This window comes from Bradyrhizobium sp. NP1 (assembly GCF_030378205.1).
GTDB lineage: Bacteria > Pseudomonadota > Alphaproteobacteria > Rhizobiales > Xanthobacteraceae > Bradyrhizobium.
Genome location: NZ_CP127385.1, coordinates 389,816 through 405,454 on the forward strand (window position 1 = coordinate 389,816; position 15,639 = coordinate 405,454).

The 15,639-nt window shown below is 65.8% G+C and carries 15 protein-coding genes; 6 read left to right on the forward strand and 9 right to left on the reverse strand.

Annotation, left to right across the window (positions count from 1 at the left end):
* Positions 1-25: 25 nt before the first annotated feature.
* Both ftsY and QOU61_RS01900 read left to right on the forward strand, forming a co-directional pair.
* Positions 26-973, forward strand: a complete 948-nt coding sequence (ftsY, locus tag QOU61_RS01895; RefSeq protein WP_289656460.1) for a signal recognition particle-docking protein FtsY — start codon at positions 26-28, stop codon at positions 971-973.
* A gap of 120 nt (positions 974-1,093) precedes the next feature.
* The gene (locus QOU61_RS01900; RefSeq protein ID WP_289656461.1) at positions 1,094-1,696 is read left to right on the forward strand and encodes a septation protein A; all 603 of its coding nucleotides are present in this window, start codon (positions 1,094-1,096) and stop codon (positions 1,694-1,696) included.
* Between the two features lie 130 nt (positions 1,697-1,826).
* On the opposite strand, the gene QOU61_RS01905 is transcribed toward QOU61_RS01900, so the two are convergent.
* The 5 genes from QOU61_RS01905 to ccmA all read right to left on the reverse strand — a co-directional run bounded on the left by QOU61_RS01905 (position 1,827) and on the right by ccmA (position 4,901).
* Positions 1,827-2,417, reverse strand: a complete 591-nt coding sequence (locus QOU61_RS01905; RefSeq protein ID WP_289656462.1) for a DsbE family thiol:disulfide interchange protein — start codon at positions 2,415-2,417, stop codon at positions 1,827-1,829.
* Positions 2,414-2,596, reverse strand: coding sequence for a heme exporter protein CcmD (gene ccmD / locus QOU61_RS01910; protein WP_289656463.1), 183 nt, complete (start codon positions 2,594-2,596; stop codon positions 2,414-2,416). Before ccmD ends, QOU61_RS01905 begins: the two co-directional genes overlap by 4 nt.
* Entirely contained in the window at positions 2,593-3,357 is a 765-nt protein-coding gene (locus QOU61_RS01915; protein WP_289656464.1) for a heme ABC transporter permease, read from the reverse strand. The genes ccmD and QOU61_RS01915 overlap by 4 nt, the downstream gene beginning before the upstream one ends.
* 276 nt (positions 3,358-3,633) lie before the next feature.
* Positions 3,634-4,302: a heme exporter protein CcmB gene (gene ccmB / locus QOU61_RS01920; RefSeq protein WP_289656465.1), complete on the reverse strand. Its 669-nt coding sequence runs from the start codon at positions 4,300-4,302 to the stop codon at positions 3,634-3,636.
* Positions 4,299-4,901 carry a heme ABC exporter ATP-binding protein CcmA gene (ccmA, locus tag QOU61_RS01925; protein WP_289656466.1) on the reverse strand — a complete coding sequence of 201 codons (603 nt, stop codon included), beginning with the start codon at positions 4,899-4,901 and terminating at the stop codon, positions 4,299-4,301. The genes ccmB and ccmA overlap by 4 nt, the downstream gene beginning before the upstream one ends.
* Before the next feature lie 221 nt (positions 4,902-5,122).
* On the opposite strand from ccmA, the gene acnA reads away from it, so the two are divergent.
* The 3 genes from acnA (at position 5,123) to QOU61_RS01940 (ending at position 9,799) form a co-directional block, all read left to right on the forward strand.
* On the forward strand, positions 5,123-7,843 hold the full coding sequence (gene acnA / locus QOU61_RS01930; protein ID WP_289656467.1) for an aconitate hydratase AcnA: 2,721 nt from the start codon (positions 5,123-5,125) through the stop codon (positions 7,841-7,843).
* A 218-nt stretch (positions 7,844-8,061) separates the two neighbouring features.
* Complete coding sequence (locus QOU61_RS01935; protein WP_289656468.1) at positions 8,062-8,823, forward strand: DUF1223 domain-containing protein; 762 nt, start codon at positions 8,062-8,064, stop codon at positions 8,821-8,823.
* A 604-nt stretch (positions 8,824-9,427) separates the two neighbouring features.
* Entirely contained in the window at positions 9,428-9,799 is a 372-nt protein-coding gene (locus QOU61_RS01940; protein ID WP_289656469.1) for a DUF2794 domain-containing protein, read from the forward strand.
* Here the strand turns inward: QOU61_RS01940 and QOU61_RS01945 are convergent.
* The 4 genes from QOU61_RS01945 to QOU61_RS01960 form a co-directional block, all read right to left on the reverse strand.
* A complete protein-coding gene (locus QOU61_RS01945; protein ID WP_289656470.1) occupies positions 9,796-10,329 on the reverse strand; it encodes a GNAT family N-acetyltransferase in 534 nt (177 codons plus the stop codon). The two genes, QOU61_RS01940 and QOU61_RS01945, sit on opposite strands and share 4 nt — an antisense overlap.
* Positions 10,330-10,458: 129 nt before the next feature.
* A complete protein-coding gene (locus QOU61_RS01950) occupies positions 10,459-11,250 on the reverse strand; it encodes a Bax inhibitor-1/YccA family protein (RefSeq protein WP_289656471.1) in 792 nt (263 codons plus the stop codon).
* A 258-nt stretch (positions 11,251-11,508) separates the two neighbouring features.
* Positions 11,509-14,091, reverse strand: a complete 2,583-nt coding sequence (locus QOU61_RS01955) for an ABC transporter permease (protein ID WP_289656472.1) — start codon at positions 14,089-14,091, stop codon at positions 11,509-11,511.
* Complete coding sequence (locus tag QOU61_RS01960) at positions 14,088-14,822, reverse strand: ABC transporter ATP-binding protein (RefSeq protein ID WP_289656473.1); 735 nt, start codon at positions 14,820-14,822, stop codon at positions 14,088-14,090. The genes QOU61_RS01955 and QOU61_RS01960 overlap by 4 nt, the downstream gene beginning before the upstream one ends.
* Between QOU61_RS01960 and QOU61_RS01965 the strand changes: the two genes are divergently transcribed.
* On the forward strand, positions 14,821-15,522 hold the full coding sequence (locus tag QOU61_RS01965; protein ID WP_289656474.1) for an arylesterase: 702 nt from the start codon (positions 14,821-14,823) through the stop codon (positions 15,520-15,522). The two genes, QOU61_RS01960 and QOU61_RS01965, sit on opposite strands and share 2 nt — an antisense overlap.
* Positions 15,523-15,639: the final 117 nt, after the last annotated feature.

A 15,639-nucleotide genomic window follows, 5' to 3' on the forward strand; every position in this document is an offset into this window, starting at 1 on the left:
TCGAAACGGCTAACACACCGGCGCCATGAACGATACCACTGCGGGAACCCCGAAACAGAGCTGGTGGCAGCGCCTGAAAGGCGGCCTGAAGCGGACCTCGAGTTCGATCGGGACCGCCGTCACGGATCTCGTCACCAAGCGCAAGCTCGACCGCGCCATGCTGGACGAGATCGAGGACGTGCTGTTGCGCGCCGATCTTGGAACCGCGGTCGCCGCGCGGATCGCGGAGGCGGTCGGCGCCGGCCGCTACGACAAGGCGATCACGGCGGACGAGGTGAAGGAGGTGGTGTCGAGCGAGGTCGAGAAGGTGCTCGCGCCGGTCGCGCTGCCGCTCGTCATCGACGCGGCGCGAAAGCCCTTTGTCATTCTCGTGGTCGGCGTCAACGGCTCCGGCAAGACCACGACGATCGGCAAGCTTGCGGCACGTTTTTCCGCGGAGGGCCGCAGCGTGATGCTGGCGGCCGGCGACACCTTCCGCGCCGCCGCGATCGAGCAGCTCAAGGTCTGGGGTGAACGCACCAAGACTCCGGTGATTGCGGGCGCCCAGGGCTCGGATTCCGCAAGCCTCGCCTTCAACGCGCTGTCGGCCGCGAGCGAGCAGAAACGCGACGTGCTGCTGATCGACACCGCAGGGAGACTGCAGAACAAGGCCGAGCTGATGAACGAGCTCGAAAAAGTGGTCCGCGTCATCCGAAAGATCGACGCGTCGGCGCCGCATGCGGTGCTATTGGTGCTCGACGCCACCGTCGGGCAGAACGCGCTGTCGCAGGTCGAGGCATTCCACCGCACCGCAGGGGTCACCGGCCTCGTGATGACCAAGCTCGATGGCACCGCGCGCGGCGGTATTTTGGTGGCGCTGTCGGAGAAGTTCAAGCTGCCGGTGCATTTCATCGGCGTCGGCGAAAGCGTCGAGGACCTTTCGCCCTTCACCGCGCGCGATTTTGCCCGCGCGGTCGCGGGGATGGAATCGTAGGTTTTTTCTTGTCATGCCCCGCGAAAGCGGGGCATCCAGTACGCCGCGGCGCTGAACGCGACTGAGAGATTTCGGCGTACTGGATCATCCGCGGATGATGACCACAACACAGGGTATCAAATGGACAAGACCCAGCCGCACCCGTTGTTCAAGCTTGCGACCGAGCTTGGCCCGCTGATCGTCTTCTTCGTGGCGAACGCGAAATACCAGCTCTTCGTGGCGACCGGCGCCTTCATGGTCGCGATCGTCGCGTCGATGGTCGCATCCTACGTGGTGACGCGCCACGTGCCGATCATGGCGCTGGTCACCGGCGCGATCGTGCTGGTGTTCGGCACGCTCACCCTGGTGCTGCACGACGAAACCTTCATCAAGGTCAAGCCGACCATCATCTATGGCCTGTTCGCGGCCGTGCTCGGCGGCGGGCTGTTGTTCGGCCGCTCCTTCATCGCGCTATTGTTCGACCAGATGTTCAACTTGACGCCGCAGGGCTGGCGCATCCTCACCGCGCGCTGGGCGCTGTTCTTCCTGGGGATGGCTGTTCTCAACGAGATCGTCTGGCGCACCCAGAGCACCGATTTCTGGGTCGCGTTCAAGGCGTTCGGCGTGATCCCCATCACGATGATATTTGCGATCGCGCAGATGCCGCTGACCAAGCGTTATCATGTCGAGCCGGTGTCGCTGGAGCGAAGCGAGGCGGAAGCGGGCGATGTGAGCCAGGGGTGAGGCTAAAGTGCGATGAGATCAGGTTGAATCGTCATCGCGCTTCAGGTTCTTGATTGAGCATGATCTCCGCGCAAACGCGTTCCGCGTTTGTCGCGAGGGAAAACCGCTACACACTCTTCCGGATCATGCTCTAGGAGCCCGCCTTCAGCGCCTTGTCGATCTCGGCCTTCAGCACGGCCTCGATATTGTCCGGCGTGATCGGGCCGACCAGCTTGAACAGGATGGTGCCCTCGCGGCCGATGACGAAGGTCTCCGGCACGCCGTAGACGCCCCATTCGATCGCGGCGCGGCCGTTGCCGTCGACACCGACGATGCCGAACGGGTTGCCGTAGCGGCCGAGGAAACGCCGCGCATTGTCGGGCGCGTCCTTGTAGTTGATGCCGATGAGCTGCAGCCGCTTGTCCTTGGCAAGCTCGGTCAACAGCGGCGCCTCGTCATGGCAGGGCACGCACCACGACGCCCAGACATTGACGATGCTGACCTTGCCCTTGAGCGTGGCGGGATCGAGCCCCGGCACGGCAGCGCCGTTGCTGGTGAGGCCTTCGAGCGCCGGCAGCGCGGTCTGCGGCGCCGGCCGGCCGATCAGCGCGGATGGAATCCGCGAGGGGTCGCCACTGCCGAGCCGCAGCCAGAACAGCACCGCAAGGGCGGCGAACACCAGGAGCGGCAGCGCCATCAGCCAGGGCCGGCGCGGCGGCGGCGACGTCTGAGCCTCGGTCATTTCATGTCCATGGTGCTGCGACGGGATCGCCTGACCACGCCGCTTTCCTCCAGCTCGCGCAGCCGCAGCCGCTGCTGCCGATAGTCGACCGCGATCCAGCCGATCAGGATCAGCACCATGGCGGCGACCATTGCATAGGCGGCAACGATGAAGGCGGCATAGGGGCCGAGCGAGGTCATGTTGCGGCGGACTCCCTCAGCTCGGCCGCGCCCGGCAGGCTCTGGCTCGCCTGCAGCATCTGCAGGCCGCGCACGCGGCGGCGCAGGATCTCGTTGCGCATCGCCGCCATCAAGAGCGTCACGAACAGCAGCGAGAACGCAACCGCCATCACCAGAAGCGGGACCAGGAAGGCGCTGTCGAGCGCGGAGCCGCCGAGCCGCAGCACCGACGCCGGCTGGTGCAGCGTGTTCCACCAGTCGACGGAAAACTTGATGATCGGGATGTTGATGGCGCCGACCAGCGTCAGCACCGCGGCGGCGCGTGCCGCGCGCGAGGGATCTTCCACCGCGCGCCACAGCGCGATCAGGCCGAGATACATCAAAAACAGGATCAGCACCGAGGTCATCCGCGCGTCCCATTCCCAATAGGTGCCCCACATCGGCCGGCCCCACAGCGATCCCGTCACCAGCGCAAGGAAGGTGAAGACGGCGCCGATCGGGGCGGCGGCCTTGGCGGCGACGTCGGCGAGTGGATGACGCCAGACCAGCGTGCCCAGCGCGGCCACGCTCATCACGCTCCAGACGAACATCGACAGCCATGCATTCGGCACATGGATGAACATGATCTTCACGGTCGCGCCCTGCTGATAGTCGTCGGGCGCCATCGCCGACTGATAGAGGCCGAGCGCCAGCAGGATCGCCGTCGCGCCCGCAAGCCACGGCAGCATGCGCGCGGTCAGCGTGAGGAATTTGGAAGGATTGGCGAGGTCGATCAGCGTCATGGCACCCTGATAGTCTGCGGCTCGGCGGCAGGCAATCTACTAGTGCCCGCTTTCCGAAGTTCGTGATCTATCGCTGCGAGTTCGTGCGCGAACTTCGGAAAGCAAAGGGCACTAGCAAATCTATGATTCTAGTGCCGCTTTCGATCTGAAGTTCCTAACGGATGATCGCAGCGGGCGGCGTAGGAACTTCAGATCGGCGGCACTAGAAAATCTCACGCGAAAGTTGATCGGCCTCAATCGCGCGTTCCAAAGTTTGTCAGTCGCCGCGGCACTGCACTAGTCCAGTCCGTGGCGCAGGCTCGCGCCGGCCGCCAGCGGGCCGACCACGAAGGAGACCAGCGACAGCGCGCACAGGATCGAGAATGGCGCGCCGAAGGCGAGCGGTTCCGTGATCGCGGCCTGCGACGCCGCAACGCCGAAGATCAGCACCGGGATCGACAGCGGCAGCACCAGCACCGCCAGCAGGAGGCCGCCGCGATGCATGGTCACCGCGAGCGCGGCCCCGATCATGCCGGTGAAGGTCAAGGCCGGCGTTCCCGCCAGCAGCGTCAGCGCCACGGCGCCGGTGGCACGCGCGTCGAGATTGAGCAAAAGACCGAGCGCCGGCGTTGCCACGATCAGGGGCAGGCCGGCGGCGAGCCAGTGCGCCAGCGCCTTGGCGGCGCAGGCAAGTTCCAGCGGGGTGCGGCTCATCGCGATCAGGTCGAGCGAGCCGTCGTCATGGTCGGCGGTGAACAGCCGGTCCAGCGTGAGCAGGCTCGCCAGCAGCGCACCCAGCCAGAGGATCGCAGGCCCGAGCCGCGCCAGGAGCGCAAGATCGGGCCCGAGCGCGAACGGCATCAGCACCACGACCGCCAGGAAGAACAGGACGCCGATCAGGGCGCCGCCGCCGATGCGCAGCGCAATCCTGATGTCGCGGCGGATCAGGGCGGCGAGCGCGGTCATGCCGCACCCCCGATTCGCAATTCACGCGCCGCGATGCCGAGTGGCCCATGGGTCGCCGCGACGATCAGGCCTCCGCGGGCGAGGTGATCGCGCATCAGGCCGGTGACGAGGTCCTGGCCGACGGCATCGAGGGCGGTCGTCGGCTCGTCGAGGAGCCAGATCGGGCGCTTGACCGTGAGCAGCCGGGCGAGCGACAGCCGCCGCCGCTGGCCGGCCGACAGGAATGCGGCCGGCAGGTGCGCGGCATGGCCGAGGCCGACCGCGGCGAGGTTTTTTGTGGCGTCGGTCGCTTCGCCGCCCAGGAAATCGCGCCAGAAGACGAGGTTTTCCGCGACGCTGAGCGCCGGTTTCAGCGCGTCGCGGTGGCCGAGATAATGCGCCTGCTCGGGCAATGTCAGCTCGGCCTCTCCGCCCTCGAGGCGGATCGCCCCCGCGGCCGGCACCAAGAGGCCCGCGATCAGCCGCAGCAGCGAGGTCTTGCCCGACCCGTTGTGGCCGGTGACCGCCAGCGCCTCGCCGGCGGAAGCCTCGAAATCGAGGCTGGAAAACACCTCGCGGCCGCCCCGCACACACCGGATCCCGCGTCCTGAGAGCCGCATCCTGTCCCTTCAGAGCCCTGCAAAATGTGGGGCTAGCGCATCAGAATTTGTGGGTCGCACTGTGCGGCAGCTCGATTGTCGGTGTGGCGGCGGGTTTGGAAAGGTTCTATAAGCCCGGAACTTGATGCAGCACATGCTTTGCGGCTGCAAGCCATCAGGCCAACCCCCGCCGACGGTGTTATAATACCCTTTGCCGGGTATAGCTCAATTGGGATTTCCACATGACCTCGCTCGACAGCTTCAAATGCCAGAAGACCCTCAAGGTTGGCGGCAAAACCTACGTCTATTACAGCCTGCCCGCCGCCGAGAAGAACGGTCTGAAGGGAATTTCCAAGCTTCCTTATTCGATGAAAGTGCTCTTGGAAAACCTGCTGCGCAATGAAGACGGGCGCACGGTCAAGAAGGAAGACATCCAGGCGGTCGCGAAGTGGTTGAAGAAGCGCACGCTCGAGCACGAAATCGCGTTCCGCCCGGCGCGGGTGCTGATGCAGGACTTCACCGGGGTGCCGGCGGTGGTCGATCTCGCCGCGATGCGCAACGCCATGCAGGCGCTCGGCGGCGATGCCGAGAAGATCAATCCGCTGGTGCCGGTCGACCTCGTCATCGACCACAGCGTGATCGTGAACTTCTTCGGCGACAACAAGGCCTTCGCCAAGAACGTGGTCGAGGAATACAAGCAGAACCAGGAGCGCTACGAATTTCTGAAGTGGGGCCAGAAGGCGTTCTCGAACTTCTCCGTCGTGCCGCCCGGCACCGGCATCTGCCACCAGGTCAACCTCGAATATCTCGCGCAGACCGTCTGGTCGAAGAAGCAGAAGATGACGGTCGGCAAGAAGACCGGCACCTTCGAGGTCGCATATCCGGATTCGCTTGTCGGCACCGATTCGCACACGACGATGGTGAACGGCCTCGCCGTGCTCGGCTGGGGCGTCGGCGGCATCGAGGCCGAAGCCTGCATGCTCGGTCAGCCGCTGTCGATGCTGCTGCCTGACGTCGTCGGCTTCAAGCTGAAGGGCCAGCTCAAGGAAGGCGTCACCGCGACCGACCTCGTGCTGACCGTGACGCAGATGCTGCGCAAGCTCGGCGTGGTCGGCAAGTTCGTCGAGTTCTTCGGCCCCGGCCTCGATCATCTCTCGGTGGCGGACAAGGCCACTATCGGCAACATGGCGCCGGAATATGGCGCGACCTGCGGCTTCTTCCCCGTCGACGCCGCGACCATCGATTACCTGAAGACCTCGGGCCGCAAGTCGGATCGCGTCGCGCTGGTTGCCGCCTACGCCAAGGCGCAAGGGTTGTTCCGCACCAGCAAGTCGGCCGATCCCGTCTTCACCGAAACCCTCACGCTCGACCTCGGCGACGTCGTGCCGTCGATGGCCGGGCCGAAGCGCCCGGAGGGCCGCGTCGCGCTGCCCGCGGTGTCGGAAGGTTTCGCCGCCGCGATGGCGAGCGAGTACAAGAAGGCGACCGAGGCGTCGCAGCGCTATGCCGTTGAGGGCCGCGCTTTCGATCTCGGCCATGGCGACGTCGTGATCGCCGCGATCACCTCCTGCACCAACACCTCGAACCCGAGCGTCTTGATCGGTGCCGGCCTGCTTGCGCGCAAGGCCGCCGCGAAGGGATTGAAGGCAAAACCCTGGGTGAAAACCTCGCTCGCGCCGGGCAGCCAGGTGGTCGCCGAATATCTCGCCAATTCGGGGCTGCAGAGCGATCTCGACAAGGTCGGCTTCAACCTGATCGGCTTCGGCTGCACGACCTGCATCGGCAATTCCGGGCCGCTGCCGGAAGAGATTTCGAAATCGATCAACGACAACGGCATCGTCGCAGCGGCGGTGCTGTCGGGTAATCGCAATTTCGAGGGTCGCGTCAGCCCGGACGTGCAGGCGAACTATCTCGCCTCGCCCCCGCTGGTCGTGGCGCATGCGCTTGCGGGCTCGGTAACGAAGAATCTCGCCACCGAGCCGCTCGGCGAGGGCAAGGACGGCAAGCCGGTCTACCTCAAGGACATCTGGCCGACGGCGAAGGAGATCAATGCCTTCGTGAAGAAGTACGTCACCGCCACGATCTTCAAGAAGAAATACGCCGACGTGTTCAAGGGCGACACCAATTGGCGCAAGATCAAGACCACCGACAGCGAGACCTATCGCTGGAATATGTCGTCGACCTATGTGCAGAACCCGCCCTATTTCGAGGGCATGAAGAAAGAGCCCGAGCCGGTCAACGACATCGTCGATGCCCGTATCCTCGCGATGTTCGGTGACAAGATCACCACCGACCACATCTCGCCGGCCGGCTCGATCAAGCTGACCTCGCCCGCGGGCAAGTTCCTGAGCGAGCATCAGGTGCGTCCGGCCGACTTCAACCAGTACGGCACGCGCCGCGGCAACCATGAAGTGATGATGCGCGGCACCTTCGCCAACATCCGCATCAAGAACTTCATGCTGAAGGGCGCCGACGGCAACATCCCGGAAGGCGGCTTCACGAAGCACTGGCCCGACGGCGAGCAGATGCCGATCTACGACGCCGCAATGAAGTACCAGGCCGAGGGCGTGCCGCTGGTCGTGTTCGCCGGCGCCGAATACGGCAACGGCTCGTCGCGCGACTGGGCCGCGAAGGGCACCCGCCTGCTCGGCGTGCGCGCCGTGGTCTGCCAGAGCTTCGAGCGCATCCACCGCTCCAACCTGGTCGGCATGGGCGTGCTGCCGTTGACCTTCGAGGAGGGCACCTCCTGGCAGTCGATCGGATTGAAGGGCGACGAGACCGTGACGATCCGCGGCCTGCAGGGCGACCTGAAGCCGCGCCAAAAGCTGACGGCCGAGATCGTTTCCGCCGACGGCACGCTGCAGCGTGTGCCGCTGCTCTGCCGCATCGATACGCTCGACGAGCTCGACTACTATCGAAACGGCGGCATCCTGCATTATGTGCTGCGCAAACTCGCGGCCTAGCTCCTCAAAACGAGGCGAATGTCAGACCCGGGACACTAGCGCGAATTTGTGATCGGCGGCTCACCGCGAAGTGAGTAGCGAGCCCATCGAAGGCGGCCTATCAAGGGCCGCCTTTGCGCGTCTGGAGCAGGGTTTTCGCGTTAGAATCCCTGCTCCGTACGACTACGGATACCAATCGTAAACCCTAACGGCGATATGGCCGGCGGTGCCGTGCAGCAATGACAGGGATGATGGCTAGCAAGCGTATTTCGTTGTGGTCCGGCGCGCTCAGTGTCTGCGCGATCATCGCAATCATTCGTCCGGCCGAGGCCGATCCGCGCGCCGTCGTCGAGCTGTTCACCTCGCAAGGCTGCTCGTCCTGTCCGCCCGCCGACAAGATCATCGGAGAGCTCGCCAAGGATCCTTCCGTCATCGCGCTGAGCATGCCGATCGACTATTGGGACTATCTCGGCTGGAAGGACACGCTGGCCGACAAGCGCTTCTCGGCGCGGCAGCGGGCCTATTCGCAGATGCGCGGCGATCGTGAGGTCTACACGCCGCAGGCGGTTATCAACGGTTCGGTGCATGTGGTCGGCAGCGACCGTGCCGGCATCGAGGGCGCGATCAGCGACACCAGCAAGAGCAACGGCGTGATGTCGGTGCCGGTGACGATGTCGATCTCCGGAAAGGACATCAACGTCTCGATTGCCGCGAGCGAGGGCTTGGCGGCGAGCCATGGCGAGGTGTGGATCTGCTCGATCTCGAAGGCGGTGCCGATCGCGATCGAGCGCGGCGAAAATCGCGGCCACGAGATCACCTATCACAACGTGGTCCGCAACCTGGTCAAGATCGGCGACTGGAACGGTGGCTCCGGAAGCTGGACGGTGCCGCTGGAAAACATTTCCCGCGACGGCGTCGACGCCGCGGCCGTCTATATCCAGGACGGCAGCCGCGACCGGCCCGGGCCGATGCTCGGTGCCGCCTTCACCTCCCTGCACTGATTCGCTCCCGCATTCATCCTGGCGCGCCGCGCGGCTTGCGCGAGCTGCGTTTGTTTGCGTGATGGCTGGCGGAGCGCGATGCGCAAGCGCGCTTGCGCCAAGCTGCGCCGGCCGCGATGTAATGCTTGCTGAAAAAAGAAAAGGACCAACTCGCGTTGGCCCTCTGGAGGATGTTTTGTGCGACAGGCCCGGCTCCGACAATCCCGGGGGGCTGGGGGCTGAGGAATCCGGAACCGAAAGAACCGGGCCAACGCACACTCGCTTTATTGCAAGTTAGGACGGCGGGCGCTTGGCGGAAGTGGGGCGGCATTATGATTCCGCTAACGATCACGTGACGGTCTAAGATGAAGTAGTTTCACGCAAAATCGCGCTCCCGCATCGGGATTTGTTTTCACATGGTCCGCGATTCGAGCCCGAGGGCGTGGCTGCGGAGCCCTGTTGTCCATCCCCGAATCACGTGCGTGCAGGCCTCGCCGAATCATGCCCTCGCCCCTCGTTCGGATCGGACAATTCGCCGCGTCCGCCTGGGCCCATTCGATTGGCGCCCCCTTGCAGCCACCCGCGGTTGGCGCGATCATGTCAGCGACATGACAGGAGGCGCTCCATGAATCTGACCTCGGAGGATGCCGACCCCAGCGAGAGTCGCGCAGCGGCACGTGTTGCCGCTGCGGGGAGCGTGCCAAACCGCGTGACGTTCAACCGGCTCGAGCTCAATCGGATCCTCAATCTCTACGGCCGCATGGTCGCCGACGGCGAATGGCGCGATTACGCCATCGACTTCCTGAAGGACCGCGCCGTGTTCTCCATCTTCCGCCGCGCTTCCGAAGTCCCGATCTACCGGATCGAGAAGGATCCGCGGCTCGCGCGCAAGCAGGGCATGTATAGCGTGATCTCGGCGACCGGGCTGATCCTGCGCCGCGGCCACGAGCTGGACCGCGTGCTGCTCGCGATCGACCGCAAGCTGGCGCTGGTCTAGGAGTCGGAAGGAATCGTCGTGGCGCCTTCGCCGAGCGCGAGCTGCATCATCACGGTGTCGAGCCAGCGGCCGAACTTGAGACCGACGCTCGGATGCGTGCCGATCATCTGAAACCCGCATCGCGCATGCACGCCGATCGATCCGGCATTGGCGGAATCGCCGATGACGGCGATCATCTGGCGAAAGCCGAGGGCCTCGCATTCGGCGATCAGGCGCTTCAATAGCTGCTGCCCGACGCCGCGGCGGTGGACGGCGGGATCGAGATAGATCGAGTTCTCGACCGTGAAGCGGTAGGCCGGCCGCGGCCGGTAGGCGCCAGCATAGGCGTAGCCGGCAATGCTGCCCTCGAGCAGGGCGACGAGATAGGGGTAGCCGCCGTCCGCCAGCGCCCGGAAGCGGCGTGTCATTTCCGCAAGGTCCGGCGGCACCAGCTCGAAGGTCGCGGTGCCCTTGCGTACGGCGTGGTCGTAGATCGCAGTGATGGCGGGGAGATCCGCCTCGGTGGCGGGCCTGATTTCGGGTGCGGACATGGCTTTGAGGATAGCAGCGGCGCGGCGCCGATCAACGCTTCTCCACAAGCCTGCGGACGTGCCGCCCAAGCAAAAGCCCCGGCCGCAAGGCCGGGGCTCCATTGGTCCGCCTACTACGGGAGGCTCCGGTCAGTCTCGCTGACCGAGGAGCTGCAGGAGCAGCGTGAACAGGTTGATGAAGTTCAGGTAGAGCGACAGCGCGCCGGTGATCGCCGCACGTTCCGCTACCTCGCCGCCGGCCGAGGCGTAGCCGTAGATGTAGTCGTTCTTCAGCCGCTGGGTGTCCCAGGCGGTGAGGCCGGCGAAGATGAAGACGCCGATGATCGAGACGAAGAACTGCAGCGCGGAGCTTGCCAGGAACAGGTTCACCAGGCTCGCGATGATCAGGCCGAACAGGCCCATCAGCAGGAACGAGCCGAGCCCGGTCATGTCACGCCGCGTGGTGTAGCCGTAGAGGCTGAGCGCGCCGAACGAGGCCGCCGTGATGAAGAACACCCGCACGATCGAGGTGTGGGTGTACACCAGGAAGATCGAGGACAGCGAAACGCCCATCAGCGCCGAGAACACCCAGAACAGCATCTGGGCGGTCGACGGAGCGAGGCGGTTGATGCCGGCCGAGATCACGAACACCATGGCGAGCGGCGCCAGGATGAACAGCCATTTCAGCGGGCTCACGAACATCGCGTAGCCGAACGGGGTCAGGAACGCGTTGCCGATCTTGGCGGCAGCACCCGACGGGTCGTTGGTCACCGCCGCCATGTAGATGCCGAGCGCGGCCAGGCCCGTGATGGCCAGGCCGATCGTCATGTAGTTGTAGATGCGCAGCATGTATGCGCGCAGGCCGGCATCGACCGTCGCGGCGTCAACGCGCCCGGCGGCCCGGCCGAAAGGAGAAGCGTAGTTACGGTCTAGGTCCGACATGGTCGAATTCCCGTTGGTTTGTCCGGCGGAGCGCAAGGGCTTTGCGGCGCCGGCATGAAATCTATCTCAGACGGTCCAGTTTGCAGACATTAATTTTGCGTCATCAAGCCGGCGTCTGAACCCATGCTCCATGTGGGAGACTAGCACATCCGCTGCAAGCTTTCCCGCGCGGCTGAATGTCGCTCTGAGGCCCGACTTTACGAGCCAAAACGCCGCATTAGTCCAGTGGCAGGGCACGCCCCGGGAACGCTCAATTTGTCACAAATTGCGCAGCACGGCGGCGGGTTTCTGGTTCAACGCCAGCCAGGTGCCGGCCAGCCCCAGCCCCACGGTGACGAGCAGAGCGGCGACCACGACAACGGCCGCGCTGCCGGCCTGCCAGACGAAGCTCAGCGTCATCAGCCGGGTCACGATCAGATAGGCCGAAAGCGAGCCCGCGATCACCCCGAACACCGCGGTGGCGAGCCCGATCATCAGGTACTCGAGGGCGTAGGCGCCGAGCAGGCGGGCGCGGGTGGCGCCGAGCGTCTTGAGGATGACCGCGTCGTAGACACGGTGGCGGTGGCCGGCGGCCAGCGCCCCGCCCAGCACCAGGATCGCCGAAATCAGCGTCACGGCGCTGGCGCCGCGGATCGCCAGCACGAGATTGGTGACGACGGAGCCGATCGTTTCCATCACCTCGCGCACCCGCACGCTCGTCACCATCGGGAAGGCGTCGGCGACCGCCTTGATGATGCGGGCATCAGTGCCGGCATCGGGGCGGGCTTCGGTCAGGGTCGCGATGTGGGTGTGCGGGGCGCCCTTGAAGGCATTGGGCGAGAACACCAGCACGAAATTGATGCCGAGCCCCTGCCAGTCGATGTTGCGCAAATTGGCGATCCGCGCCGGGATGTCGCGGCCAAGCACGTTGACGACGACCTCGTCGCCGATCGAGAGCCGCAGGCCGTCGGCGATCTTCTTCTCCATGGACACCAGCGGCGGGCCGGCATAGTCGGCGCCCCACCATGCGCCCTCGACCACCTTGGAGCCATTCGGGATCTCGCCGGTGTAGGTCAGCCCGCGGTCGCTCTGCAGCACCCACTCGGCATCGGTCGTGGGTTTCAGCTCCTCCGCCTTGACGCCGCGCGCGGCGACGATCCGCCCGCGCAGCATCGGCACGTCCTCGATCGTGGCGTCCGCTATCGTCTGCTTCAGGAAGGTGTCGAACCGCGCGGCGTCGCCTGCGGGAATGTCGATGAAGTAGAACGAGGGGGCGCGCTCCGGCAGCGCGGCCAGGAACTGCCGGCGCAGATTGCCGTCGATCTGGGTGATCGTGACCAGCACCGCGAGCCCAAGTCCCAGCGACAGCACCACCGACGGGGTCAGCGCGCCCGGCCGGTGGATGTTGGCGATCGCAAGCCGCAGCATGGTGAAGCGCGTGCGCGGCAGGCGGCGGGCAATCGCCATCAGCAGCGCGGCGACCGCTCGCAGCAGCGCGAACACCAGGATCGAGGCGACGACGAAGATCGCGGCCGTGCGCCGGTCATAGGCGAGCCCGATCACCACGGCGACCAGCAGCGCAATCACCAGCGCCATCAGTGCCAGATAAGGCCAGCGGGGGCGATGCCACGCCGCCGCAACCGCCTCGCGGAACAGCGCCGCGACCGGCACGTCATGCACGCGGCCGAGCGGCCACAGGCCGAAGGCGAGCGCGGTCAGGAGGCCATAGACGAAGGACAGCGCCAGTTCGTCCGGATGCAGCGCCGGCACCACCGGCAGCGGCAGCAGGTTGCCGAAGGCCCCGACGATGGCAAAGGGCAGCGCCGCGCCGACCGCCAGCCCGATGACCGAGCCGATGCCGGCGAGCACGACCACCTGTGTCAGATAGATCGAAAACACCGCCCGTCCGGTGGCGCCGAGCGCCTTGTAGGCGGCGATGACGTCGCGCCGGCGGTCGATATGGCTCTTCACCGCATTGGCGACCCCGACGCCGCCGACCAGCAGCGCCGCGAGCCCGACCAGCGTCAGGAACTGGGTGAAGCGGTTGATGGTGCGTTCAAGCTGCGGCGAGGCGTTGCCGCGGCTGCGGATCTCCCATCCGGCTTCGGGCAGCGTGGCGCGGGCATCGTCGATCAGTGCGGTCATCGCGCGCTCGCCGCTTGCACTGTCGGGCAGCTTCACGCGGTAGCTCCAGCGCACGAGGCTGCCCGGCTGCACCAGGCCGGTGGCCTTGAGCGCTGCCTGGCTGACCAAAAAGCGCGGACCGAAGCCGACACCGCCCGCCAGCTTGTCCGGCTCGGCATCGACGGCGCTGCGGATCTGGAAGGTGGCGTTGCCGATGCTGACGCGGTCGCCGACCTTGAGCTCGAGCCGCGCCAGCAGCGTCGGGTCGGCCGCCGCGCCAAACGCGGTGCCGCTCGAATCCTGGCGCTCGGCAAGCAGGTCGGCGACCGGCAGTTTCGGCGCCAGCGACAGTTCGCCGAGCAGGGGATAGGCCGCGTCGATGGCCTTCATCTCGACCAGCGCGACGCGGCCGTCGGCGGCGCGCGCCATCGCGCGCATGGTGGCCGCGGCCGACAGCTCGCCATGCGCACGCAGGAACGCGATCTCCTGCGGCTTCGCTTCGCGCTGGAACAGCACGAAAGCGACGTCGCCGCCGAGCAGCGTGCGGCCTTCTCGCGCCAGCCCCTCGCTCAGGCTGGCGGCGACCGAGCCGACGCCGGCGATCGCCATCACGCCGAGCGCGATGCAGGCGATGAAGACGTAGAAGCCGCGCAGGCCGCCGCGCAGCTCGCGCAACGCATAGCGCAGCGGCAATGAGGCGGTGTGGCCGCGGTCGAGGCGTTCGGCGATGACGCTCATCGTGCGGGGCGTCGCGGCGGCGTTTCGCTGTCGATCCGCCCGGAGCGCAGTCGCACCACGCGGTCGCAACGCTGGGCGAGCGATTGGTCGTGGGTCACCAGCACCAGCGTCATGCCGCGCTCGTCATGCTTGGCGAACAGGAGATCGACGATCTGCTTGCCGGTGGTCTCGTCGAGATTGCCGGTCGGCTCGTCGGCGACGAGGATCGCGGGGTCGGGCGCCAGCGCGCGCGCCAGCGCGACGCGCTGCTGCTCGCCGCCGGAAAGCTGCGTCGGGTAATGATGCAGACGGTCGCCGAGCCCGACCGATTGCAATTCCGCGGCGGCGCGTGCCGCCGCATCAGCGGCGCCGGCAAGCTCCAGCGGCACCGCGACGTTCTCCAGCGCCGTCATGGTCGGGATCAAATGGAAGGACTGGAACACGATGCCGACCTGCCGCCCGCGGAAGCGCGCCAGCGCGTCCTCGTCGAGGGCATTGAAAGGCGTGCCGTTGACCACCACCTCTCCGCTGTCGGGTCGTTCCAGTCCCGCCATCACCATCAGCAGGGTCGACTTCCCAGAACCGGACGGCCCGATCAGGCCGAGCGCTTCACCCGATGCGACACGAAGGCTGATATCCTTCAGGATATGGACACGCGCGGCGCCGGCGCCGAGCGACAGATTGATGTTCGAGATCGAAATGGTGTCCGGCTCGGTGCCGGTCAAAGACGAGGATTCGATGAGGCTGTCCATGGTTGCGTCATATGGCACTTCGGCGCCCCGGGTCGAGGGCTTCAGGCGTCTGTTCGCGCACATGCTCGTGTTGACGGTCGCGTTGATGACGGCGTTGGGCGCGTCAACGCCCGCGATGGCGGCGGCGTCCCGGCCGATCAAGATGGTGGTGCTCGGCGATTCCCTGAGCGCCGGGCTTGGTCTTTCGGGCCCCGAGGCGTTTCCGGCGCGGCTGCAAAAGGCATTGAAAGCCAAGGGGATAGATGTCGATATGGTCAATGCCGGGGTGTCCGGCGACACCGCCTCTGGCGGCCGCGACCGGCTTGACTGGTCAGTGCCGGAGGGAACCGAGGCTGTTATCGTCGAGCTCGGCGCCAATGATGCCTTGCGCGGCCTCGATCCCGCGGTGACGCGCGCGGCCTTGAGCGACATCGTGGCGCGGCTGAAGGCGCGCAAGATCGCGGTGATGCTGTGCGGGATGCTGGCGCCGCCGAACTACGGCAGCGACTACGCCGCGCGCTTCAACGCGATCTATCCGGATCTCGCCAAATCCTTCGGCGTGCCGCTTTACCCGTTCTTCCTCGAGGGCGTCGCCGCCGACAAGAAGCTCAACCAGGCCGACGGCATCCATCCGACCGCCGAAGGCGTCGACATCATCGTCAGGAACGTGCTGCCTACGGTCGAGGCATTTCTCGGATCGATCGGTGGGCAGCGCAGTTGAAACAACAGGCGGGATTTTCCCCGCATTATCCCGGAGGTTTCCGATCCGTTAACGTGTCGTGCTTCGCAGAGTCATATAAGTCGGGTAAAAAATAGAAGCCGGTGATTCGTCACCGGG

Excerpts from the sequence above, each read along its gene's own strand:
- ftsY (WP_289656460.1), top strand. The coding sequence starts at position 26 with ATGAACGATACCACTGCGGGAACCCCGAAACAGAGCTGGTGGCAGCGC.
- QOU61_RS01900 (WP_289656461.1), top strand. The coding sequence starts at position 1,094 with ATGGACAAGACCCAGCCGCACCCGTTGTTCAAGCTTGCGACCGAGCTT.
- QOU61_RS01905 (WP_289656462.1), bottom strand. The coding sequence starts at position 2,417 with ATGACCGAGGCTCAGACGTCGCCGCCGCCGCGCCGGCCCTGGCTGATG.
- ccmD (WP_289656463.1), bottom strand. The coding sequence starts at position 2,596 with ATGACCTCGCTCGGCCCCTATGCCGCCTTCATCGTTGCCGCCTATGCA.
- QOU61_RS01915 (WP_289656464.1), bottom strand. The coding sequence starts at position 3,357 with ATGACGCTGATCGACCTCGCCAATCCTTCCAAATTCCTCACGCTGACC.
- ccmB (WP_289656465.1), bottom strand. The coding sequence starts at position 4,302 with ATGACCGCGCTCGCCGCCCTGATCCGCCGCGACATCAGGATTGCGCTG.
- ccmA (WP_289656466.1), bottom strand. The coding sequence starts at position 4,901 with ATGCGGCTCTCAGGACGCGGGATCCGGTGTGTGCGGGGCGGCCGCGAG.
- acnA (WP_289656467.1), top strand. The coding sequence starts at position 5,123 with ATGACCTCGCTCGACAGCTTCAAATGCCAGAAGACCCTCAAGGTTGGC.
- QOU61_RS01935 (WP_289656468.1), top strand. The coding sequence starts at position 8,062 with ATGACAGGGATGATGGCTAGCAAGCGTATTTCGTTGTGGTCCGGCGCG.
- QOU61_RS01940 (WP_289656469.1), top strand. The coding sequence starts at position 9,428 with ATGAATCTGACCTCGGAGGATGCCGACCCCAGCGAGAGTCGCGCAGCG.
- QOU61_RS01945 (WP_289656470.1), bottom strand. The coding sequence starts at position 10,329 with ATGTCCGCACCCGAAATCAGGCCCGCCACCGAGGCGGATCTCCCCGCC.
- QOU61_RS01950 (WP_289656471.1), bottom strand. The coding sequence starts at position 11,250 with ATGTCGGACCTAGACCGTAACTACGCTTCTCCTTTCGGCCGGGCCGCC.
- QOU61_RS01955 (WP_289656472.1), bottom strand. The coding sequence starts at position 14,091 with ATGAGCGTCATCGCCGAACGCCTCGACCGCGGCCACACCGCCTCATTG.
- QOU61_RS01965 (WP_289656474.1), top strand. The coding sequence starts at position 14,821 with ATGGTTGCGTCATATGGCACTTCGGCGCCCCGGGTCGAGGGCTTCAGG.
- QOU61_RS01960 (WP_289656473.1), bottom strand. The coding sequence starts at position 14,822 with ATGGACAGCCTCATCGAATCCTCGTCTTTGACCGGCACCGAGCCGGAC.